This window comes from Janibacter sp. YB324, assembly GCF_014217915.1.
Taxonomy (GTDB): domain Bacteria; phylum Actinomycetota; class Actinomycetes; order Actinomycetales; family Dermatophilaceae; genus Janibacter; species Janibacter indicus.
This window is the reverse complement of sequence record NZ_CP060120.1, coordinates 2,583,523-2,604,927: the sequence shown is the minus strand read 5'-3', so window position 1 is coordinate 2,604,927 and position 21,405 is coordinate 2,583,523. Positions and strand designations below refer to the sequence as shown.

General features: G+C 72.2%; 19 protein-coding genes and 1 tRNA gene. 12 read left to right on the top strand and 8 right to left on the bottom strand.

Going from position 1 to position 21,405, the window contains the following annotated elements:
• The first annotated feature begins 13 nt into the window (after positions 1-13).
• A tRNA-Gln gene (locus H7A72_RS12740) sits at positions 14-92 on the top strand.
• A gap of 73 nt (positions 93-165) precedes the next feature.
• On the opposite strand, the gene H7A72_RS12735 is transcribed toward H7A72_RS12740, so the two are convergent.
• Positions 166-741 carry an NADPH-dependent FMN reductase gene (locus tag H7A72_RS12735; RefSeq protein ID WP_185220773.1) on the bottom strand — a complete coding sequence of 192 codons (576 nt, stop codon included), beginning with the start codon at positions 739-741 and terminating at the stop codon, positions 166-168.
• A 127-nt stretch (positions 742-868) separates the two neighbouring features.
• Here H7A72_RS12735 and H7A72_RS12730 point away from each other — a divergent pair, with 127 nt between their 5' ends.
• Both H7A72_RS12730 and H7A72_RS12725 read left to right on the top strand, forming a co-directional pair.
• Positions 869-2,254 carry a hypothetical protein gene (locus tag H7A72_RS12730; RefSeq protein WP_185220772.1) on the top strand — a complete coding sequence of 462 codons (1,386 nt, stop codon included), beginning with the start codon at positions 869-871 and terminating at the stop codon, positions 2,252-2,254.
• Positions 2,251-3,633 (top strand): hypothetical protein, encoded by a 1,383-nt coding sequence (locus H7A72_RS12725; protein WP_185220771.1) that lies wholly within the window; start codon positions 2,251-2,253, stop codon positions 3,631-3,633. Before H7A72_RS12730 ends, H7A72_RS12725 begins: the two co-directional genes overlap by 4 nt.
• Before the next feature lie 16 nt (positions 3,634-3,649).
• Here H7A72_RS12725 and H7A72_RS12720 read toward each other — a convergent pair whose 3' ends face one another.
• The gene (locus tag H7A72_RS12720) at positions 3,650-4,279 is read right to left on the bottom strand and encodes a cation transporter (RefSeq protein ID WP_185220770.1); all 630 of its coding nucleotides are present in this window, start codon (positions 4,277-4,279) and stop codon (positions 3,650-3,652) included.
• Between the two features lie 54 nt (positions 4,280-4,333).
• Between H7A72_RS12720 and H7A72_RS12715 the strand changes: the two genes are divergently transcribed.
• The 5 genes from H7A72_RS12715 to H7A72_RS12695 all read left to right on the top strand — a co-directional run bounded on the left by H7A72_RS12715 (position 4,334) and on the right by H7A72_RS12695 (position 9,390).
• A complete protein-coding gene (locus H7A72_RS12715; RefSeq protein WP_084450165.1) occupies positions 4,334-4,915 on the top strand; it encodes a TOPRIM nucleotidyl transferase/hydrolase domain-containing protein in 582 nt (193 codons plus the stop codon).
• Between the two features lie 125 nt (positions 4,916-5,040).
• The gene (locus H7A72_RS12710; protein ID WP_223277644.1) at positions 5,041-6,009 is read left to right on the top strand and encodes an intradiol ring-cleavage dioxygenase; all 969 of its coding nucleotides are present in this window, start codon (positions 5,041-5,043) and stop codon (positions 6,007-6,009) included.
• Between the two features lie 55 nt (positions 6,010-6,064).
• The gene (locus H7A72_RS12705) at positions 6,065-6,751 is read left to right on the top strand and encodes a histidine phosphatase family protein (RefSeq protein ID WP_185220768.1); all 687 of its coding nucleotides are present in this window, start codon (positions 6,065-6,067) and stop codon (positions 6,749-6,751) included.
• A gap of 180 nt (positions 6,752-6,931) precedes the next feature.
• Positions 6,932-8,422, top strand: coding sequence for a bifunctional UDP-N-acetylglucosamine diphosphorylase/glucosamine-1-phosphate N-acetyltransferase GlmU (glmU, locus tag H7A72_RS12700; protein ID WP_185220767.1), 1,491 nt, complete (start codon positions 6,932-6,934; stop codon positions 8,420-8,422).
• Positions 8,419-9,390, top strand: coding sequence for a ribose-phosphate diphosphokinase (locus H7A72_RS12695; RefSeq protein WP_072625364.1), 972 nt, complete (start codon positions 8,419-8,421; stop codon positions 9,388-9,390). Before glmU ends, H7A72_RS12695 begins: the two co-directional genes overlap by 4 nt.
• Before the next feature lie 55 nt (positions 9,391-9,445).
• On the opposite strand, the gene H7A72_RS12690 is transcribed toward H7A72_RS12695, so the two are convergent.
• On the bottom strand, positions 9,446-10,000 hold the full coding sequence (locus tag H7A72_RS12690; protein WP_084450169.1) for an ABATE domain-containing protein: 555 nt from the start codon (positions 9,998-10,000) through the stop codon (positions 9,446-9,448).
• A gap of 73 nt (positions 10,001-10,073) precedes the next feature.
• On the opposite strand from H7A72_RS12690, the gene H7A72_RS12685 reads away from it, so the two are divergent.
• A complete protein-coding gene (locus H7A72_RS12685; RefSeq protein WP_223277643.1) occupies positions 10,074-11,105 on the top strand; it encodes a DMT family transporter in 1,032 nt (343 codons plus the stop codon).
• A 183-nt stretch (positions 11,106-11,288) separates the two neighbouring features.
• Complete coding sequence (locus tag H7A72_RS12680; RefSeq protein ID WP_185220765.1) at positions 11,289-11,969, top strand: 50S ribosomal protein L25/general stress protein Ctc; 681 nt, start codon at positions 11,289-11,291, stop codon at positions 11,967-11,969.
• A 72-nt stretch (positions 11,970-12,041) separates the two neighbouring features.
• Here the strand turns inward: H7A72_RS12680 and H7A72_RS12675 are convergent, their stop codons facing one another.
• Positions 12,042-13,442, bottom strand: coding sequence for a hypothetical protein (locus tag H7A72_RS12675; RefSeq protein WP_185220764.1), 1,401 nt, complete (start codon positions 13,440-13,442; stop codon positions 12,042-12,044).
• A gap of 140 nt (positions 13,443-13,582) precedes the next feature.
• On the opposite strand from H7A72_RS12675, the gene pth reads away from it, so the two are divergent.
• The gene (gene pth, locus H7A72_RS12670; RefSeq protein WP_185220763.1) at positions 13,583-14,173 is read left to right on the top strand and encodes an aminoacyl-tRNA hydrolase; all 591 of its coding nucleotides are present in this window, start codon (positions 13,583-13,585) and stop codon (positions 14,171-14,173) included.
• A gap of 45 nt (positions 14,174-14,218) precedes the next feature.
• Here pth and H7A72_RS12665 read toward each other — a convergent pair whose 3' ends face one another.
• The 4 genes from H7A72_RS12665 to H7A72_RS17010 form a co-directional block, all read right to left on the bottom strand.
• Complete coding sequence (locus tag H7A72_RS12665) at positions 14,219-14,383, bottom strand: hypothetical protein (RefSeq protein WP_185220762.1); 165 nt, start codon at positions 14,381-14,383, stop codon at positions 14,219-14,221.
• A 170-nt stretch (positions 14,384-14,553) separates the two neighbouring features.
• Positions 14,554-14,739: a hypothetical protein gene (locus H7A72_RS12660; protein ID WP_084450173.1), complete on the bottom strand. Its 186-nt coding sequence runs from the start codon at positions 14,737-14,739 to the stop codon at positions 14,554-14,556.
• A gap of 2 nt (positions 14,740-14,741) precedes the next feature.
• Complete coding sequence (locus H7A72_RS12655; RefSeq protein ID WP_072625357.1) at positions 14,742-15,458, bottom strand: PspA/IM30 family protein; 717 nt, start codon at positions 15,456-15,458, stop codon at positions 14,742-14,744.
• A gap of 109 nt (positions 15,459-15,567) precedes the next feature.
• Positions 15,568-17,613: a TPM domain-containing protein gene (locus H7A72_RS17010; protein ID WP_305066829.1), complete on the bottom strand. Its 2,046-nt coding sequence runs from the start codon at positions 17,611-17,613 to the stop codon at positions 15,568-15,570.
• Positions 17,614-17,791: 178 nt separating this feature from the next.
• Between H7A72_RS17010 and mfd the strand changes: the two genes are divergently transcribed.
• A complete protein-coding gene (gene mfd, locus H7A72_RS12645; protein WP_185222398.1) occupies positions 17,792-21,388 on the top strand; it encodes a transcription-repair coupling factor in 3,597 nt (1,198 codons plus the stop codon).
• Positions 21,389-21,405: the final 17 nt, after the last annotated feature.

Below are 21,405 nucleotides of genomic sequence, written 5' to 3'. Positions count from 1 at the left end.
GCTTCGGCGGCGTTCCCCGGTTGGTCTGCCGGCAGGGCCCGCCTGACTTTGAATCAGGACTAGCGACGTAGGTTCGACTCCTACCCGGGGAGCCGTCGTCCGGTCCACGGACGCGCACGGCCCCGGACCGCGCAGGTCCGGGGCCGTGCGCGTGGCCGGTCAGGCTCAGCGAGCGGCGCCGCTCAGCTGGTCGGCGAGCACGAACTTGCGGGTGGCGTCGGTGAGCTGCTCGACGAGCGTGGTCAGCTCTCCCTCGCGACGCTCCTCGAGCTGCAGGCCGTTGTCGCCGAACTCGGTGAACAGGCTCAGCGAGACCTGCTGACGCACCGCGTGCATCTGGAAGTTGGCGACGATGGTGCGCCAGTGCTCGACCGCGCGCACGCCGTTGTCGGCGCCGTAGGAGACGAAGCCGACCGTCTTGCCCATCCACTCGGGGGCGAGGGAGTCGAAGGCGTTCTTGAAGGCACCGGGGATCGAGTGGTTGTACTCCGGCGTGACGAAGATGAAGCCATCGTAGGAGTCGATCGCCTGACCCCACCGGACGACGCGCTCGTCGTCGTAGGTGCGGTCGGCCATGCCCGGCACGGTCGCGGAGGTGAGCAGCGGCAGGTCGAAGTCGGACAGCTCGACGACCTCGAAGGTCACGTCCTCGGTGCGCTCGGCGACGGACTTCACCCACTGCGCGACAGCGCTCGCAGCGCGACCCTGGCGGACGGACCCGACGATGATGCCGATCTTCATGCGTTCACTCCTGTGGTGGTGAGGCTGTTTATTGATGATTCAATCACCCTAACGAAGGGAGGTCCCCCCCGCATTCCCGCCCCACGGAGGGTGCGCGCTGGCCGGTGCGGTCGGCCACAATGGCGCCGTGACCGCACCCCACGACCTGTCGCCGCAGACCGGACCGCGCACCGGTGTCTTCATGCTCAAGGTCGTCGGGGTGCTCGTCCTCGTCGGGATGTTCTGCGCGGGTGTCCTCTCCTTCGTCCCCGGTGGGCTCGGCGGGATCTTCGGCGGCGACGACCCGCCCGAGGTCGAGGGCAACGTCGTCTGGGACAGCGAGGATCTGGCCATCCAGCTGGGGCCCAACGGGTGGCTGACCCACCCCGGTGACGGAGGCGACTACGTCGCGCACAACGTGCGCACGGGTGAGTCATGGACGATCGGCGACCTCAACTCGCAGATGTCGATCTCGCAGGACGGGGTCGTCGTGCAACCCGACGAGGCCAAGGTGCTCGTGCAGCGGGAGGGGTCGTCGAGCACGCGGACGACGAAGGAGATCGCCGACGAGTTCGGTGATGACGACCTGTGGGGCGGCGAGAACGTCGGGGTCGTCGCGATGGGCGACGAACAGGTCGTCGTCGTGACCTGCCTGGCGCCGTCGCCGGCGCGCCTCAACGAGGAGGTCGATGGCGGTTCGGCGGTGCTCGCTGGGCTCTCGCTCGACGACGCCGCGATCGACTGGGTCCGCGACATCGGGCTGGAATGCGGCCCCGACGCGCTGCCGCTCAGCAAGCCCCGGACGATGCCCGCGCAGCAGTACGCGCTCGTGCAGGTGGGTGAGGACCACCAGGTCGTCGTCGACGTCGCGACGGGCGAGAGCGCGCTGGAGCGCTCGGGCAGTCCCCGACGGGACATCGTCATCAGCGGGGACAAGGCGCTCGTGCGCGAGGACGACGAGACCGTCGCCTGGCGGTCCCTGCGCACCGGCAAGGAGCTCACCCGGGTGGAGTGCCCGGGGGCCTCCCCGGGCCGGCCTGACGAGATCACGCAGCAGCTCGCGCCGGAGGTCACCCCCTTCGTCACCTGCCGCGACAGCGTCCACGTCGTCCAGGACGACGCCTTGGTCGAGATCGACGTCCCGCCGGTGGACACGGGTGAAGAGCTGCCCGACGGGCAGGAGGTCGCCCACGGTCGCTACCTGCTCGAGCGCGACGGAGACAAGGTCACTCTGCGGGACGGCCTGCAGGACAAGGAGATCGGGGTGCTCGACGTGCCCGAGGACCTCTCCCTCGGCGCCTTCGGCCCCGTGGGCCGGCTGATCACCTTCGTCGAGTTCGACACGGGAGGTGAGCGCCCGCGGGGGACCTACCTGGCCTTCGACATCCGGACCGGTGACCTCGTCGTGCGGACCAACGGCGTCATGCGCAGCGGCGCCGACGTGTCGCCCGACGGCGTGATCCTCGTCGAGGCGGACGACGAGGAGATCGAGGGGACGCGACTGTGGGTCGCGACGACGAAGGGCGCGCGATGAGCAGCACCCCGAGCAAGACGGCCGACATCACGAAGCTCGTGCTGGCGCTCCTCGCCGCCGGGGTGGTCGTCCTGCTCGTCGTCGCCTTCCTCCTCCGGGGAGGGTTCAGCGGCAGCAGCGGGATCGACGGCCGGGTCCACTACTTCACCAAGGACCGCTCGTACAGCCTGAGCATCGGGCCCAATGGCTGGTTCGCCTACGGCGACGACGACGGCGACTGGGTGGAGCACGCGCCGACGGGGGAGCGGTGGGAGCAGGGCAGTGCCTTCGGCAGCGCCGTGCTGACCTCCGAGGGTGCCGTCGTCTCCACGCTCGGCGGGGACGTGCGCGTCGAAAGCGAGAGCGGCTTGGCCGAGGCCCGGGCCACCGACCTGCTCGTCGCCCACGGTGACAAGGAGGTCCGGCCCGGGGACGAGGCCGAGGTCATCGGCCTGTCGACGCGCCACGTCGCCGTGATCTCGTGCATGTCGACGAGCGACGAGGCCCGACTCGGGGAGGACGTCCCCGGGGGCCGGATCGTCGTCTCCGGGGTGGCGATCGAGGATGCGAGCGTCACGTGGAGCCACGACACCGAGGTCGGTTGCGACACGGACCTGGCCACGCTCTACCCCCATGGCTTGCCAGAGCAGCGATACGTCCTCATCACCCCCGACGAGCAGACGACCCAGGCGCTCGACCTCGACACCGGCAAGATCGCACGGACCTGGCCGGACGCACCCCGTGGCCGGGTCCTCGTGCGCGATGACGAGGCGATCCACCGTCAGGGCGACGAGGTGACGGTCACCTCCCTTCGGTCCGGGAAGGACGTGGCGCGCACGTCGTGCCGCGGAGCGCGACTGGACAACCCCGGTGACTCGGGTGGGCGGCTCGCCGCGGAGGCCACCCCGCTCGTGCGGTGCGGCGACAGCGTCAGGCTGCTCGACGGCGACCGCTTCGTCACCGTCGACGCACCTCCGGTCGAGAAGTCGCAGCAGGTGCCGGACGGTGGGTCGGTCGTGCACGACCGCTTCGAGATCTCCCGCGACGGGGACACCCTCACCCTGCGGGATGCCCTGGCGGACCAAGTGGTCGGTGGTGTCGAGGTGCCCGACGGCTACCGCATCGCCACCAACGACCCGCGGGGTCGACTCATCGTCTTCTTCCGGCCTGCCGACAAGCTCTTCAGCGACGCGGCCGAGAGCTCCTTCCGCATCGTCGACTCCCGCACGGCCCAGCTCGTCGCCGAGACCGATGACGACCTCTCGCCGGGGGCCGATGTCTCGACGGACGGCTTCGCCGTGCTCCGCGAGTACCAGGAGCGCACCGGTGGCCGCTACAGCCGCTCCTCCCGCAGCTACGCGTGGCTCGTCGGCGTGGACGAGGTCCGACGCCGCGACTGATCGCGACCGGCCGAGGTCAGTCGATCTCCTCTCCCGCAAGGGCCTTGGCCGCCAGGCGCTCCTCCTCGCTGACCTCCCACACCTCCCACGCCGCGTGCAGCGCGATGAGGATGATCAGGCAGCCCAGGACGAGGTCGGGCCAGCCCGAGGCGGTCCACAGGGTGATGCCGGCCATCGCGATGACCGCGATGTTGACGAGCACGTCGTTGCGCGCGGAGAGGAAGGCGGCGCGGCTCAGCGACCCGCCCGCGTGACGCACCCCGGCGAGCAGCCACCCGCTCGTGCCGTTGACCGCGATGGCGCCAAGCGAGGCGAGGACGACGGGCAGGACGTCCGGGGCCACAGGGTCGGCGAAGCGGCGGATCGCCGCCACGCCCGCCACGGCGGCGGGCCCGAGGATGACGAGGGCCATCGCCTTGCCCATGAGCGCCCGGCGGGCGAGGGGCCACCCGAGCGCGATGAAGATCAGCAGGTTGATCGCCGTGTCCTCGAGGAAGTCGACGCTGTCCGCGAGCAGGGAGACCGACCCGGCGAGCAGGGCGACGGTGAACTCCACGAAGAAGTAGGCGAAGTTGATCAGGGCCACGACGAGCACGACGCGGCGCAGCCGGTCGGCGTCGAGGCAGGGCGGGTGCTCGGCGGTCATGGTCGCGACGATAAACCGCTTGCGCCGCAGGCGCGCCCGGAGCCCAATGGTGGGGTGAGCACGCCACGGACCGTCCTCCTCGTCGAGGGCGAGAGCGACCGGGTGGCCCTCCACGCGCTCGCGCACCGACGGGGCGAGGACCTCGCCGCGGCCGGGGTCGAGGTCGTCGCCATGGGCGGCATCACCAACCTGCGCAGCCACGCGCTGCGCGACGGCCCGCGCGGTCGGGGCCTGGCGCTCGCGGGTCTCTACGACGTCCCCGAGGAGCACCACGTGCGAAGGGGGCTGCTCGTCGCCGGCGTCCTCGTCACCGGCGACGTCGGGTCGGCGGACATCGAGCTGGCCGAGGTCGGGTTCCACGCGTGCGACCGTGATCTCGAGGACGAGCTGCTGCGCGCGGTCGGCCCCGACGGTGCCCAGGCCGTCATCGAGGCCGCGGGGGAGGCCACCTCGCTCCGCCTGCTGGCGCAGATGCCCTCCCAGCGGGGGTGGACCCGTGAGGAGGTGCTGCGCCGCTTCCTCACCTCGCAGTCGGGCCGCAAGGCCCGCTACGCGAGGCTGCTCGTCGAGGCGCTCGATCTCGACCGGGCGCCCGCCCCGCTCGTCGCGGTGCTCGAGGACGCAGTCGGGCGGTGACCGTGCAGGGCCGTCTCCCGGGTCGCCGGGGCATCGCTGCGTCATGGCGACCCCACAGCGGACCCACAACCTGCGGGGCTTGGCTTGGGTCCATGACCCGGAGGCAGCGAGCGAAGGAGATGGCCATGACGACACCACGGACCCACGAGGGGCGGGTGCTGCCGAAGCAGGACGAGGAGCTCGTCGACCAGGGACTGCAGTTCGACATCGGCACGCTCGTCGGGCGCCGCCGGATGCTCGGCCTTCTCGGGGCCGGGACCGTGCTGGGCCTCACGGCCTGTGCCGGCAGCGGCGAGGGCTCGAGCGGCAGCTCGAGCAGCAGTGCCACGTCAGCGAGCTCGGGCTCCAGCTCGAGCACGAGCGGCAGCTCGAGCTCGCTGACCGAGATCCCCGACGAGACCGCCGGCCCCTACCCCGGGGACGGCAGCAACGGTCCCGACGTCCTCGAGGAGAGCGGCGTCGTGCGGCAGGACATCCGCTCGAGCTTCGGCAGCAGCACGACGACCGCCGAGGGGGTCCCGATGACCCTGACGCTGAAGATCAAGGACCTCGCCGAGGGCGGTGGTGCCTTCGCCGGCGTCGCGGTCTACGTGTGGCACTGCGATCGCGACGGCAACTACTCGATGTACTCCGAGGGTGTCGAGGACGAGAACTACCTGCGCGGTGTCCAGGTCGCCGACGACAACGGCACGGTGAGCTTCATGAGCATCTTCCCGGCCTGCTACTCCGGTCGGTGGCCGCACATCCACTTCGAGGTCTACCCCGACGAGGGGAGCATCACCGACGCCTCCAACGCCATCGCGACCTCCCAGGTCGCGCTGCCCCAGGACGTGTGCACCACGGTCTACGCCACCGACGGCTACGAGGCCTCGGTGGACAAACTGTCGAGCCTGAGCCTGACGAGCGACAACGTCTTCGGCGACGACGGGGGCACGAGTCAGCTCGCGGACGTCAGTGGCAGCGTGACGAAGGGGTACGACGTCACCCTGGTCGTCGGCGTCGACACGACCACCGAGCCGACCGGTGGTGGCGCCGGTGGTGGTGGCGAGCCCGGTGGCGGTCAGCCCGGCGGTGCGCCCCCTTCGCAGGGCTGAGCCGGTCACCCGGACCGCGTCCGAGGGGAGGCACCCACCTGCGTAGCCTGCTGGAGTGCGTCTCCTCCTCATCCGTCACGGCCAGACCCCTCACAACGTCACCGGTGCGCTCGACACCGCCTTCCCCGGCGCCGGGCTGACCGAGCTCGGGCAGCGACAGGCCGCGGCCGTCCCGGAGGCGCTGGCCGACGAGGACGTGAGCGCGGTCTACGCGTCACCGCTGGTCCGCACCCAGCTGACGGGATCGCCTCTGGCGCAGGAGCGTTCGATCGACGTGCACGTGCGCGAGGGGCTGCAGGAGATCGCTGCCGGCGACTTCGAGATGCGGTCGGACCGGGCGGCCGTCGAGGCCTACCTCGGCGGGCTCGCCGCGTGGCTGCACGGCGATCTCGACCACGCGCTCGCGGGTGGGACCAACGGCCACGACTTCATGGCGCGCTACGACGCCGCGGTGCGGGACATCGCGCAGGGGCACGGGCGTGGCGATACGGTGGCCCTCTTCAGCCACGGCGCCGCGATCCGCGTCTACGCAGCGCTGGCGGCGGGCCTCGACGCCGACGAGGTCGAGGGCCGCTGGATCAACAACACCGGCATGGTCATGCTCGACGGCCGGGCCGGCGAGGGGTGGGACCTCGTGCGCTGGCACGGGGACCCGCTCGGCGGTGCGCACCTCGCCAGCGTCCGCGCCCACGACGTCACGGGCGAGGCGATCGACGAGGAGCTCGACGCCGACGACCGGTGACCTCTCCCCATCTGTCGCATTGCCCTACGGCAATGCAGCCTCAACCTGGCATCGCCCTAGGGCGATGCGGCCGGGTGGGGCGGCGGTGACGGGTGAGGTCGTGGCCGCGGGCGGGTGGCCGCTACAGTGGCGACGCGGCCCAGACGGTCGGCCGCGCCCCCGACACCCCGGAGACACCGCGTGAACGACGTCCGTCCAGATGCAGTCATCATCCTCGCTGCCGGCGAGGGGACCCGGATGAAGTCGACCCTCCCCAAGGTCCTCCACCCCATCGGTGGGGCCCCGCTCCTCGGCCACGCGATGCGGGCCGCCTCGGGCGCGGGTGCGGCGGAGACCGTCGTCGTCATCCGCCACCAGCGAGACCGCGTCGCCGAGTTCATCGACGACTACGCCGCCCGCAGCGAGATCGCCTGCCGCACCGCCGACCAGGACGAGGTCAAGGGCACCGGCCGCGCCGTCGAGTGCGGTCTCGATGCCCTGCCGGCCGACCTCACCGGCACCGTCGTCGTGACGATGGGTGACGTGCCGCTGCTGTCCGCGGAGACGATCAGCGAGCTGACCCGGGCGCACGTCGAGGCGCAGGCGGCCGTCACCGTCATCACCTCGGTCCTCGAGGACGCCAAGGCCTACGGCCGCATCGTCCGCGACGCCGAGGGCAACGTCGAGCGGATCGTGGAGTTCAAGGACGCGAGCGACGCCGAGCGCGAGATCCGCGAGATCAACTCCGGCATCTACGCCTTCGACGCCCAGGTGCTGCGTCGCGAGCTGGCCAATGTCACGAGCGACAACGTCCAGGGCGAGAAGTACCTCACCGACGTCCTGCAGCTCGCCCGCGCGGCCGGTGGCCGCGTCACCGCGCACGTGCTCACCGACCTCTGGCAGACCGAGGGGGTCAACGACCGCGTCCAGCTCGCCGAGCTCGGCCGCGAGCTCAACCGCCGCACCTGCGAGCGGCACATGCGCGCCGGCGTGACGATCGTCGACCCGGCCACGACGTGGATCGACGTCGACGTGACGATCGGCGCCGACACCCGTGTCCTGCCCGGCACCCAGCTGCTCGGCGCCACGAGCATCGGCGCCGAGGCGACGATCGGCCCCGAGGTCACCCTCATCGACTGTGAGGTCGGCGACGGCGCCGAGGTCAAGCGGGCCGAGGGCAACCTCGCCGTCGTCGGTGCCAACGCCACGGTCGGGCCCTTCTCCTACCTGCGTCCCGGGACCGTCCTCGGAGCGAAGGGGAAGATCGGCGGCTTCGTCGAGACGAAGAACGCCAAGATCGGCGACGGGGCCAAGGTCCCGCACCTCACCTACGCGGGCGACGCGATCATCGGCGAGGGGGCCAACATCGGCGCCGGCACGATCTTCGCCAACTACGACGGGGTCAAAAAGCACCAGACCGTCATCGGCAAGCACTCCTTCGTCGGCTCCGACACCGTGCTCGTCGCGCCGGTCGAGGTGGCCGACGGTGCCTACGTCGCCGCCGGCTCCGCCCTGACCGACGCGGTCGGCCCCGGCCAGCTCGGCATCGCCCGCAGCCGCCAGCGCAACATCGACGGCTGGGTCGCGGCGCAGCGCGCCGGCACGCCCACCGAGGCGGCCGCCCGGGCCGCGGCCACACCCCCTTCGTCCGACTCCACCGCCACCCCCGACACCAGCGAGGACTCCCAGTGACCGGCATCAACAAGACGACCGAGAAGAACCTCATGGTCTTCACGGGGCGCACCCACCCCGAGCTGGCCGATGCGGTCGCCGCCGAGCTGGGCACCGACCTCGTGCCGTCGAGCGCCTACGAGTTCGCCAACGGCGAGATCTACGTGCGCTACGAGGAGTCGGTGCGCGGGTGCGACGCCTTCGTCCTGCAGAGCCACTCCACGCCGATCAACGAGGCGATCATGGAGCAGCTGCTCATGGTCGACGCGCTCAAGCGGGCCAGCGCCAAGCGGATTACCGTCGTCCAGCCCTTCTACGGCTACGCCCGCCAGGACAAGAAGCACAAGGGGCGCGAGCCGATCTCCGCCCGCCTCATGGCCGATCTCTTCAAGACCGCGGGCGCCGACCGGCTCATCGCCGTCGACCTGCACACCGACCAGATCCAGGGCTTCTTCGACGGCCCGGTCGACCACCTCATGGCCCGGCCGATCCTCGCCGACTACGTCAAGGACAAGTACGGCGACCGCCAGCTCGCCGTCGTCTCCCCGGACGCGGGTCGGATCAAGGTCGCCGAGCAGTGGTCGCGCCAGCTCGGCGACGTGCCGCTGGCCTTCATCCACAAGACGCGCAACATCGAGCGGCCCAACGAGTCGGTCGCCAACCGCGTCGTCGGTGAGGTCGAGGGCCGCTGGTGCGTGCTCGTCGACGACATGATCGACACGGCCGGCACCATCACCAAGGCCGCCGACGCTCTCATGGAAGACGGCGCCGCCGGTGTCATCATCGCCGCGACGCACGCGATCTTCTCCGGCCCGGCCGTCGAGCGGATGCAGGCCTGCGCCGCCGAGGAGATCATCGTCACCGACACCCTGCCCCTCACCGACGAGCAGAAGTTCGACGGCCTCACGGTCCTGTCGATCGCCCCGCTCGTCTCCCGCGCCATCCGCGAGGTCTTCGAGGACGGGTCGGTCACCAGCCTCTTCACCTGAGGCCCCACGACGACTCGGCCCAGCGCGGGAGTCCCGCGCTGGGCCGAAGTCGTGCTCAGGAGCGGCGTGAGCGATAGGCGGCGGCGGCGAGCCGGTTGCCGCAGCCGCCGTCGCAGTAGCGCTTGGACCGGTTGCGCGAGAGGTCGACGAGCACGTCGTCGCAGTCGTCGGCGGCACAGACCCGCAGCCGGGAGAGTTCCCCGGCCCGGATGACGTCGACGAAGGCCATGGCGGCCTCGACCTGCATCCGGCGGGCGAAGGGGGCGTCGGCGTCGGTCGCGTGGATGTGCCAGCCGTAGTCGTCGTGGTCGACGAGCTGGGGGAGGGCCTCGCCGGTGCGCAGCAGGTCGTTGACGAGCGCGACCGCGGCCTCGTCGTCGCCCGCGGCCTCCCACACCGCCCGCAGTCGGGGGCGCAGGGAGCGCGCCTGGTCGAGCTCGGCGGCGTCGCCGTCGAAGCGGCCGGTCCATGCCCACCCGATGTAGAAGTCCCGGAGCTGCTCGACCGTCTCGAGGGTGTCGCCCGCGTCGTCGGGGAAGGCGCCGACGGCAGTGTTGACCAGCGCCGCAGCGGTCTGCAGCGCCACATCGGTGTCATGGGCAAAGGTCACGTTGACTCCTGACGGTCGGGAGGCCTAGCGTCATCACCAACAGGTTACGTGACTCATGACGTCAGGAGGAGCCGTGCCGGCCCCCACCCAGACCGCAGCGCGGTCCCCCTTCGCCCTCGGGCTGCTCGTCGCCCTCTTCTCGGCGGCGACCTTCGGCTCCTCGGGCACCTTCGGTGCCGCGCTGCTGGAGACCGGCTGGACACCCGGTGCGCTGGTCACCGCGCGGATCACCGGGGCCGCGCTCGTCATGGCCGTGCCCGCGGCCATCGCCATGCGTGGGCACTGGCACCTGGTGCGGCGCAACATCCCTCGCCTGCTGGCGTACGGGGTCTTCGCGGTCGCGGGGTGCCAGTTCGCGTACTTCATGGCCGTCGACCACCTGTCAGTCGGCGTCGCGCTGCTCCTCGAGTACCTCGCTCCCGTCCTCATCGTCGGCTGGGTCTGGGCGCGCCACGGTCGCCGGCCCAGCCGACTGACGGCCGCCGGGGTCGGCGCCGCCGTCCTCGGCCTCGTCCTCGTCCTCGACGTCGCCTCGGGCGCCCGGCTCGACGTCGTCGGCGTCCTGTGGGGCCTGCTCGCCGCGGTCGGGCTCGTCGTCTTCTTCCTCGTCGCGGCCGACGAGGAGGAGGCCCTGCCGCCGATCAGCTTCGCCGGGGGAGGGCTGGCCGTCGGGGCCCTCGGGCTGCTCGCGGTCGCCGCGCTCGGCTGGCTGCCCATGGCCGCGTCGACCGACCCGGTCGACCTCGCCGGCTGGTCGGCGCCGTGGTGGGTCGCGGTCGCCGAGCTGGCGATCGTCGCCGGCGCCGTGGCCTACGCCTCCGGCATCGCGGCCGCCCGCCTGCTCGGCGGGACCATCGCCTCCTTCGTCGGGCTGAGCGAGGTCCTCTTCGCGATCGTCTTCGCGTGGCTCGTCGTCGGCCAGGCGATGTCCCCGGTCCAGCTGCTCGGCGGCCTCGCCGTGCTCGCCGGTGTCGTCATGGTCAAGCTCGGCGAAGGGGAGGTGGCCGGGGCCGCGCTGCCCGTCGCCGACGTCGACGCGGCCATCGTGGCCGGTGGCGACGAGCCCGGCGAGACCGAGTTGGCCGAGCCCGAGCGGGTCCACTAGTATCTCGGGGTTGCCTCGGCGAGGGACGCTGCACGGTCGCAGCGATCCGTGATCGACGCGGTGCCGTCCTGTGGGCTTGCCCGCGCGTCGACATCCACGTCCGCGCCGCGTCCCACGTCGAGGCCACCGCCCACGAGACACGCCCGCTCCCTGCGCGGGCACCCCCGACCCAAGGAGCACGACATGTCCAGCGACGAGATCCGCCTGGTGTCCGACAAGCGGACCGAGTTCGGCAAGGGCGCGGCCCGCAAGCTGCGCCGCGCCGACAAGGTCCCCGCCGTCCTCTACGGCCACGGCGAGGCCCCGGTCCACCTGGCCCTGCCCTTCCACGACACCTTCCAGGCGCTGAAGAACCCCAACGCGCTCCTCACCATCGCCGTCGACGGCGAGGGCGACCAGCTGGCCCTGGCCAAGGACGTCCAGCGCGACCCGATCAAGCCGATCATCGAGCACGTCGACCTCGTCATCGTCAAGCGCGGCGAGAAGGTCACCGTCGAGGTCCCCGTCCACGTCGAGGGCGACGCCGCCCCCGAGACCGTCGTCACGGTCGACAACGCGACCCTCGAGATCGAGGCCGACGTCACCAACCTGCCCGAGGCGCTCGTCGTCTCGGTCGAGGGCCTCGAGGTCGGCACCCAGATCCTCGCCGGCCAGGTCGAGATGCCGGCCGGTTCGACGCTCGCCTCCGACGCCGAGCTGCTCGTCGTCAACATCAGCCAGCAGATCTCCGCCGAGGAGCTCGAGGCCGAGCTCGCCGAGGCCGAGGCCGAGGCCGGCATCGAGCACGACGAGTCCGACGCCGAGGCTGCCGAGGGCGACGCCGAGGCCACCGAGGGTGGCGAGGAGTCCTCCGAGCAGGAGTGACCCACCGGCATCGCCGTCTCGAAGGGGGCGGGATCTCCACCACGGAGGTCCCGCCCCTTCGTCGTGCTCGGGCTAGAAGCGGCCGCCGCCGAAACCGGACGCACCCGACGAGGAGCCGCCCGAGGACGAGCCGCCCCAGCCGAGGGAGAGCAGACCGATGAGCCCGGCGGCGAGGGCGTCGACGGTCATCTCGGCCACCGAGCCCGAGCGGTGGCGGTCCTCGGCGTAGTAGCGGGCCGTCGCCTCGCGGGTGGCCTCGTCGAGCTCGGCCTGGATGGCCTGGGCCAGGGCCATCGCCTCGTCCAGACGCAAGGTGGCCGCTTCGGGGTCGTCGGTCAGGTGCGTGCGGGCCTCCTCGACGAGGTGCCCCGCCCGGGAGATCGCCGAGCGGTTGTCCGCCGTGCCGGCGACCGAGGAGGCGAGCCGCCGGTCGACCCCCGCGACGAAGGCCTCGGCATTGCGCACCCGACGCTCGAGCCGGGTGTGCGCCCGGCGCCGCTGGTCGTCGGCATCGCGGTGCTCGACGAGGGCGTCGTCGATGGCCTGCTCTGCGGTGGTGAGCTCGGCGAGGGCGCCGAGCAGGTCCCCACCCTCGGCCAGCGCCGTCTCGGCGGAGTCGATGACCGGGTGGGCGCGCTCGAGGGCTGCGGTGGTGGTCGCATCGGTGGCCTCCAGGCGCCGCGCGTCGGCGAGATCGAACCGGATGGACGCCAGGGCGGCCCGCACGTCCTCACGCGCGGTGGCCAGGGCCGAGCGCGCCTCGGCGACCTCGCGGAGCTCGGCGCGGGCCTGGTGGAGCGCGGCCTCGGCCCCACGGGCGGCGACCACTGCAGCGGCTCGGTCGTCGCGGTCGGCGAGGTGTGCCCGTCCTTCGTCGACGAGGCGTCGCGCTGCGGTGGCGAGCTCCCGGGCGCGGTCGGGGTTGTCGGCGACCGTCACCAGGCCGTCGGCCGGGTGGTCGGCGCGCAGGCGCGCCAGCTCGTCGTCGGCCGCGACGGCCTCGTGCTCGACCTCACCGGCCCGCAGGACCAGAGCCTCGAGGAGCTGTGGAGCCCGGGTCCGCAGGTCGCGCAGCCGGGCGAACTCCTCGGCGTCACCGTCGAGGAGCTCGTCGACCCGGCGCGCGAGGTCGATGACCTGGCTCAGCCGGATGCGCTCGGTCGTGTCGTCGGCACCCGAGCCGGCGAGCTCGACCGCCTCGCGGTGCCGCGCCAGGGCATCGTCGGGCAGCCGGCGAGCCGACTCCAGCGTGGCGACGAAGCGCCGGCAGGCGTGTCCGCCGACCTGCGACCTGGCGGTCTCGAGCTCGCGGGCCGAGGCGCGTATCGCGTCGTCCATGGCGACGACGGTCGCCGCGGTCGTGCGTCGCAGCTCCTCGATCGTCTGCGTCGTCTGCGGGTCCGGCTCGGGCTCCGGGTCGCGGCGGCCGAAGGACGTGGCCCACTCTCGCAAGCGGGTCGGCAGGTTGGTCACGTGGATCCCCTTCCGGCGGTGCCCCTCACCGCCCACGATCACCCTGCCACCGGGCGCCGATCTCGGCAGGACGTGTGGGGCGGGGCTGTGGACGACGAGGTGACGGGCGCCCCCTTCGGCATTGCATAGGGTGGGGCCTCGTGAGTGATGACACCTGGCTCGTGGTCGGTCTCGGCAACCCCGGACCGCAGTACGTCGGCAACCGGCACAACGTCGGCGCGATGGTCATCGAGCACCTCGCCGAGCGGGCAGGGGCGCGGCTGCGCAAGCACAAGGCGGGCGCCGCGGCGGAGTCGGTCCGACTCGGCCCACCGCCCGGAGACCGCGCGATCATCGCCGTCCCGAGCTCCTACATGAACCTCTCCGGAGGCCCGACCAAGGCGCTCGCCGGGTTCTTCTCCGTCCCGCCGGCGCGCACGGTCGTCGTGCACGACGAGCTCGACATCCCCTTCGGCGAGGTGCGGCTCAAGCTCGGCGGGGGCGAAGGGGGGCACAACGGTCTCCGGTCGATCTCCAGCTCCTTCGGCACCAAGGACTACCTGCGGGTGCGCGTCGGCATCGGCCGGCCCCCGGGACGCATGGACGCCGCGGACTACGTGCTCAAGGACTTCTCGTCGACCGAGCGCAAGGAGCTGCCCTTCCTCGTCGACGACGCCGCCGACGCGGTCGAGCTGGTCATCGCCAAGGGCCTGACCGACGCCCAGCAGGTCGTGCACGCGCCGCGCCCCTGAGCGTGACGGGACGGGGCAGCGGCCACGGGAGGACACCACCCCAGGTCAGGAGCCCGCGGGGCCGCCGCCGTCGTTGCGGGTGCTGATGGCGTGGGCGGCGCCCATGCCGTGGCCGTCGATGTCGGTGCGGTCCATCGACCCACCGCGACGGGAGATGACGGCGGCGCACACGCCGGCGACGACACCGATGCCTCCGATGATCCACCACATGGTCTCGTCTCCCTTCGCCGCGCGGAGGGTCCGCGCCGTGACCTGTAGCCTAGAGGCACCGCGGGCCGCGTGGGTGGCCGAACGCGATGATCCCCGCCCCGCGCGAGTGTGGGGCTCGTGCGGGGCGGGGACCTCGAGGTGTGTCCGTCAGGCAGGTGGAGCGTCGCGGATCAGCCGACCCCGAAACCGCCACCGATGCTGCCGCCCCCGGTGCCCGCACCGTCGAAGCGCTCGCGGTTGGCCTTGACCGGGTCCTCGCCGTCGGTCTGGGGCGGCGTCATGCTCCCACCCCGTCGGGCGATCACGGCGACGAGGCCGGCGACGACGGCGGCGAGCCCGCCGAGCAGCCACCACATGGTCAGGCCTGGCCGCGCAGCGCGGCGAGCCGCGCCTCGATCTCGGCGTCCTGGCTGTGGTCCTCGAGCTCGGCGAACTGGTCCTCGAGGGTGGCCGACTGCGCCTCGGCGCGGCCCTGGACGAGCGCCTCCTGCTGGCGGATGCGGTCCTCGAAGCGACCCAGCTCGCTCGTGGGGTCCATGACGTCGATCGAGCCGACGGCCTGCTGCACCCGCGCCTGCGCCTCGGCCGAGCGGGCCCGGGCCACGAGCGCGGAGCGGCGCGCCTTGAGGTCCTCGAGCTTGGTCTTCATGCTCACCAGACCGGACTTGAGCTGCTCGACCTGCGCATTCTGCGCCTGGATCGTCGGCTCGGCCTCCTTGGCCTCGCCCTCGTGCTGGATCTGCCGCTGCAGGGCGACGCGGGCGAGGTTGGTGAACTTGTCGGCACCGGCGGTGTCGCCGGCGGCGGTCAGCTCGTCGGCCTTCTTGGCCGCGGCGGCGGCCTTGTTGCCCCACTCGGTCGCGGCCTCGCGGTCGGCCTTGAGGTCGCCCTCGGCCATGCGCACGTGGGCGATCGTCTGGGCGACGGCCTCCTCGGCCTCGGCGATGGAGTTGGTGTAGTCCCGGACGAGCTGGTCGAGCATCTTTTCCGGGTCCTCGGCGCGGTCGAGCAGCGCGTTGATGTTGGCCTTGGCGAGCTGGCTGACGCGGCCGAGGATGGTCTGCTTCTGGGTCATCGTGCTGTCCTCCTGGCGGTGGGGACCGCCGGTCGTGGTGCTCGGGATCTGCTGTGGTCGCGGGGTCACGCGTGGACCCGGTGGGCGAAGGGGGTGGACGTGCCGCCGGTCAGAAGCGACCACCCCCGCCGAAGCCGCCTCCGCCGCCTCCGCCTCCGCCGCCGAAGCCGCCCCCGCCGAAGCCGCCGGAGGAGCCGCCCCAGCCACCGCCCCGGCCGCTGAACCCGCCGGAGAGGATGCCGCCGAGGACGAGCGAGCCGATGTCGATGCCGTTGTTGCGCCCGCCGCCGAAGCCACCGAACCCGGAGAAGTCGTCGTGGCGGGAGGAGGTCACGGCGTTGAAGGCGCGCTCCGCGTAGGCCTCGGCCTGGTTGACCCGCTCGGAGGCGAGGTCGAGGTCGCTCTCGCGGGAGGCGTGGGCCTCGGCGAGCAGGCGCGAGGCCTCGGCGATGAGGGTGCGCGGACCGGAGTCGAGCATGCCGCGCGCGCCGTTGATCTCCCGCTCGACGACGGCGATCCGGGCGCGGACGTGCTCGTAGCGGCGGTTGAACTTCTCGGTGCGCTCGCTCGTGCGGTCGGCGTCCTTGCGGTAGCGCTCGAGCGCCTGATCGAGGTAGTGCTCGGCGCGCTCGAGGCCCGCGAGGGCGCCGAGGACGTCGCCCCCGGAGCGCGCGCGGGTGCCGACGTCGACGGCGCGCCGGGCCTCGCCGACGGCAGAGGTCGTCACCTGGTCGTTGGCCTTGAGCCGGTCGACGTCGACGAGGTCGGAGGAGATCGAAGCGAGTGCGGCGTCGAGGGCCGTGACCGCGTCGGCGAGGACGGCGCGCGCGGACAACACCATCTCCAGGCGCGAGTCGGCCTGACCGAGGGCGTCCTCGGCGGCCCGCGCCGCCGAGACGGCAGCGGGGCGCTCACCGGCCTGCACGTGCTGCTCACCGGCGGCGACGAAGCCCTTGGCCGCCTCGATGAGGCGCGGGGCCTGATCGAGGTTGGTCGACAGGGTGGTGAGCGAGTCGTGGGGGTGGGTCGCGGACAGGCCGGAGAGCTCCTGACGAGCGACGGGGAGGCGGGCCTCGACCTCGGAGATGCGGGTGCGCAGCGACGACAGGAAGGTGGGGACATTGGCCTCGAGGTCGCGCAGCCGGGTGAACTCCTCCTCCTGCGCGTCGAGCTCCTCGTCGGCCGCGCGGGTCAGCTCGAGGATCTGGGCCAGTCGCGCCCGCTCCTCGGGGTCGGCCAGCCTGCCTGCGCCGCGGGCGATGTCGAGCTCCTGCTGGATGCGGAAGGCCTCACCCGCCCGGCTGCGCGCGGCCGTGAGCGCGTCGGTGAACTGCCGCGTCGCCTGCTCGCCGAACTGCGCCTTGGCGAACTCCAGCTCCTCGGCCGAGGAGCGGATGGCGTTGTCGAGCTCGACGAGCGCGGTGGAGACGTCCTGACGCATCTGGTCGGTGCTCACCGACGGCATGACCGTGGCCGGCTGGTTGATCGGGGGAGCCTGCGTCGTGGACCGCTTGTCCTTGCCGAGACGCGACACGAGCATGCCGACGACCTTGAGCGCCATCGGTGCCAGGACGATGAGGAGGAAGAAGGTGAAAAAGGACCCGAAGGGGTTGAAGCCGCCACCCGGGAGGATGCTCGACCCGGAGTCGTCGGTCTGCTGCCGGGCGTAGTCCTGGGACAGGCCCTGGACGGCCGCGGACACGGCCCCGGACCAGTCGTCGTCGCCGAGCCGCGGCTCGACGTCGCGTGTCTGGACGGCCGACAGGCCCCCGGAGCTCAGGCCGGAGTCCTCGGTGGTCCACATGCCGTAGGCGCGGTCCTCCACCGCCACGGCGAGCAGGACGTCGTTGCCGCCCATGCCCGAGGTCTCGAAGGTCTCGCGGGTCCACTCCTCGCCGGACTGCCCGTCGAAGGAATCGACGTAGACGACGAAGAGCTGCAGGTCCTCTTCGTCCTGCAGGCGCTCGAGGTCGGACTGGAGGCCGTCGGTGTCGGAGAGGACGCCGGCCCGGTCGGTGATCTGGTCGTCGACGCTGAAGGGGGCGTCGGCCGGTTGCGCGGCAGCGCTCGTGCCGCCGAGCAGGAGGACGCCGAGCGCGGCGAGCAGGCTGAGCACCCCGATCATCGGGTGGTGTCGTCGACTCGTCTGCGCCACGTGGCCCCCTGCTGCGTGTCATCGCCCCGACGGGCGGCTGTGGGTCGTTACGTTGCCACACCCGGGAGGCGAAGGGGAGGCCGGTCCGGTCGTCGCTGTGGACCGTCGGTGCGATGCGGCAGAATCGACGCCAGCATGACTTCCTCACTCGCCCCGCTCCTGAGCGCGATCTCCCGGCCTGCCGGGGCTCGCCGACATCCCCCGACACCGCGACTCCAGCGACGTCGTCGACATCGTCGCACCCACCGGCCTGCGGGCACCGGCCGTGGCGATCGTCGGTGGCGAGACCGCCGGTGCCGCGCCGCGACTGGTCATCACCTCGACCGCGCGCGAGGCCGACGACGTCGCCGCGGCCCTCGGCGAGCTCGTCGGCGCCGACCGGGTCGCGACCTTCCCCAGCTGGGAGACGCTGCCCCACGAGCGACTCAGCCCGCGCAGCGACACCGTCGGCCGACGCCTGGCGGTCCTGCGCCGGCTCGCCCACCCCGACAGCACGGGCGAGGGCCACGGACTGCCCGGCTTCGTCGTGGCGTCGGTGCGGGCGGTCCTCCAGCCGATCGCCAAGGGCCTGGCCGACCTCGAGCCGGTCCGGCTGCGCGTCGGAGACGAGGCGCCGCTCGAGGAGGTCACCGCGGCACTCGCGGCCGCCGCCTACGTGCGCACCGACCTCGTCGAGCGTCGCGGCGAGTTCGCCGTGCGCGGCGGCATCCTCGACGTCTTCCCGCCGACCGAGGAGCACCCGGTCCGGGTCGAGCTCTTCGGCGACACGGTCGACGAGATCCGCTGGTTCAAGGTCGCCGACCAGCGCAGCCTCGAGGCCACCGAAGAGCTCTGGGCGCCGCCCTGCCGCGAGATCCTGCTCACCGACGCCGTCCGGCGCCGCGCTGCCGACCTCGCCGCGGAGCTGCCCGGCGTCGCCGACATGCTGCTCAAGGTCGCCGAGGGCATCGCCGTCGAGGGCATGGAGTCCCTCGGCCCCGCCCTCGTCGACGGCATGGAGTCCGTGCTCGACGTCCTGCCCGAGGGCTCGGGCATCGTCCTCGTCGACCCCGAGCGCGTGCGCGCCCGCGCCCACGACCTCGTCTCGACGAGCGAGGAGTTCCTCCAGGCCAGCTGGGCCAATGCCGCGGCGGGCAACTCCGTCCCGATCGACCTCGAGGGGGTCCTCGGCACCGCCTCCCACTGGACCCTGGCGCAGGCCCGTGAGCACGCGCTCGACCTCGGCCTGCCGTGGTGGAGCATCACCCCCTTCGCCGTCGACACCGAGCTCGAGGCCATCGCGGCGGAGATGGACGACCGGGTCGACCACGACCACGTCGGGCTGCGGGTGCCGGCGGAGGAGCCGCCGCACTTCCGCGGCAACACCGAGGCGGCCGTCGCCCAGCTGTCCGAGTGGACCCGCGAGGGCTGGCGGGTCGTCGTCGCCACCGACGGCGCCGGTCTGGTGACCCGCGTCGCCGAGGTGCTCGGCGAGGCCGGGGTGGCCACGCGCACGTCCGGCCCCGACGCCCCGCTCGAGCTGACCGAGGGGGTCGTCGCGATCACCCGCGCCAGCCTCGGCACCGGCTTCGTCGCCCCGGAGCACCGCCTGGCCGTGCTCACCGAGGCCGACCTCCTCGGCTCCAGCGGCGCCGGGGCCTCGACCCGCGACATGCGCCGCATGCCCTCGCGGCGGCGCAAGCAGGTCGATCCGCTCCAGCTGCGCCCGGGCGACCACGTCGTCCACGAGCAGCACGGCGTCGGGTCCTTCGTCGAGATGATCCAGCGCACCGTCCAGGGCGCGACCCGCGAGTACCTCGTCATCGAGTACGCCCCCTCGCGGCGGGGCCACCCGGGCGACCGGCTCTTCGTCCCGACCGACCAGCTCGACCAGGTGACCCGCTACGTCGGCGGCGACGCGCCCGCCCTCAACAAGATGGGCGGCAGCGACTGGCAGAAGACCAAGTCGCGCGCCAAGCGGCACGTGCGCCAGATCGCCGGCGAGCTCATCCGCCTCTACAGCGCGCGCATGGCCACGCCCGGTCACGCCTTCGGGCCCGACACCCCGTGGCAGCGCGAGCTCGAGGACGCCTTCGCCCACGTCGAGACCCCCGACCAGCTCGGGACGATCGACGAGGTCAAGGCCGACATGGAAAAGACGGTCCCGATGGACCGGCTCATCTGCGGCGACGTCGGCTACGGCAAGACCGAGATCGCCGTGCGCGCCGCGTTCAAGGCGATCCAGGACGGCAAGCAGGTCGCGGTGCTCGTGCCGACGACGCTGCTCGTCCAGCAGCACCTCAACACCTTCTCCGAGCGCTACGCCGGCTTCCCCGTGACGGTGAAGTCGCTCAGCCGCTTCCAGACCGATGCCCAGGCCAAGGAAGTCCTCGAGGGGATGGCCAGCGGCGCGGTCGACCTCGTCATCGGCACCCACCGGATCCTCGGCAACGAGGTGAAGTTCAAGGACCTCGGTCTGGTGATCATCGACGAGGAGCAGCGCTTCGGCGTCGAGCACAAGGAGCAGCTCAAGGCGATGCGCACCAACGTCGACGTGCTCGCCATGTCGGCCACGCCGATCCCGCGCACCCTCGAGATGGCGGTCACCGGCATCCGCGAGATGTCGACTCTCGCCACACCCCCCGAGGAACGGCACCCGGTCCTGACCTTCGTCGGCGGCTACGAGGAGAAGCAGGTGGCCGCGGCGATCCACCGCGAGCTCATGCGCGAGGGGCAGGTCTTCTACGTCCACAACAACGTCAGCACGATCGAGCGCGCGGCCGCCCGCATCCGTGAGCTCGTGCCGGAGGCCCGCGTCGAGACCGCCCACGGCAAGATGGGCGAGCACCGGCTCGAGCAGGTCGTCCTCGACTTCTGGGAGCGACGCTTCGACGTCCTCGTCTGCACGACGATCGTCGAGACCGGCCTGGACATCTCCAATGCCAACACGCTGATCCTCGACCGGGCCGACCGCTTCGGCCTGAGCCAGCTGCACCAGCTGCGTGGTCGCGTCGGTCGTGGGCGCGAGCGGGCCTACGCCTACTTCCTCTACCCGCCGGACAAGCCGCTGACCGAGACCGCCCACGACCGGCTGCAGACGATCGCGAGCGACACCGACCTCGGTGCCGGCATGCAGGTCGCGATGAAGGACCTCGAGATCCGTGGCGCGGGCAACCTGCTCGGCGGCGAGCAGTCCGGTCACATCGCCGGTGTCGGCTTCGACCTCTACGTGCGCATGGTCGGCGAGGCGGTCGCCGACTTCAAGGGCGAAGGGGAGTCCGCTCCCGCCGAGGTCAAGATCGAGCTGCCCGTCGACGCCCACCTGCCGCACGAGTACGTCCCGGGGGAGCGGCTGCGTCTCGAGGCCTACAAGAAGCTGGCGTCCGCCGAGACCGAGGCCGATCTCGCCGAGATCGTCGAGGAGCTCACCGACCGCTACGGCGAGCCGCCGGAGCCGGTGCGCAACCTCGTCGAGGTGGCCCGTCTGCGGATCGTCGTGCGCACCGCGGGCCTGACCGACGTCGTCGCCCAGGGCAACAACGTGCGCTTCGCGCCGGCCCAGCTGCGCGAGAGCCAGCAGCTGCGCCTGGCCCGGCTGTACCCGAAGTCGAGCTACAAGGAGGGCACGCAGACGGTGCTCGTGCCCAAGCCGATGACCGCGCGCATCGGGGGCAGCCCCCTTCGCGACACGGCGGTGCTGTCGTGGGCCACCGACCTGGTGCGTCAGGTCATGCTCGATGATGTCATCGTGGACCCAGGGGCGACGGCGCCCCGAGACACCTCGCGCTCGCGCTGAGGACCGGACGAAAGGAC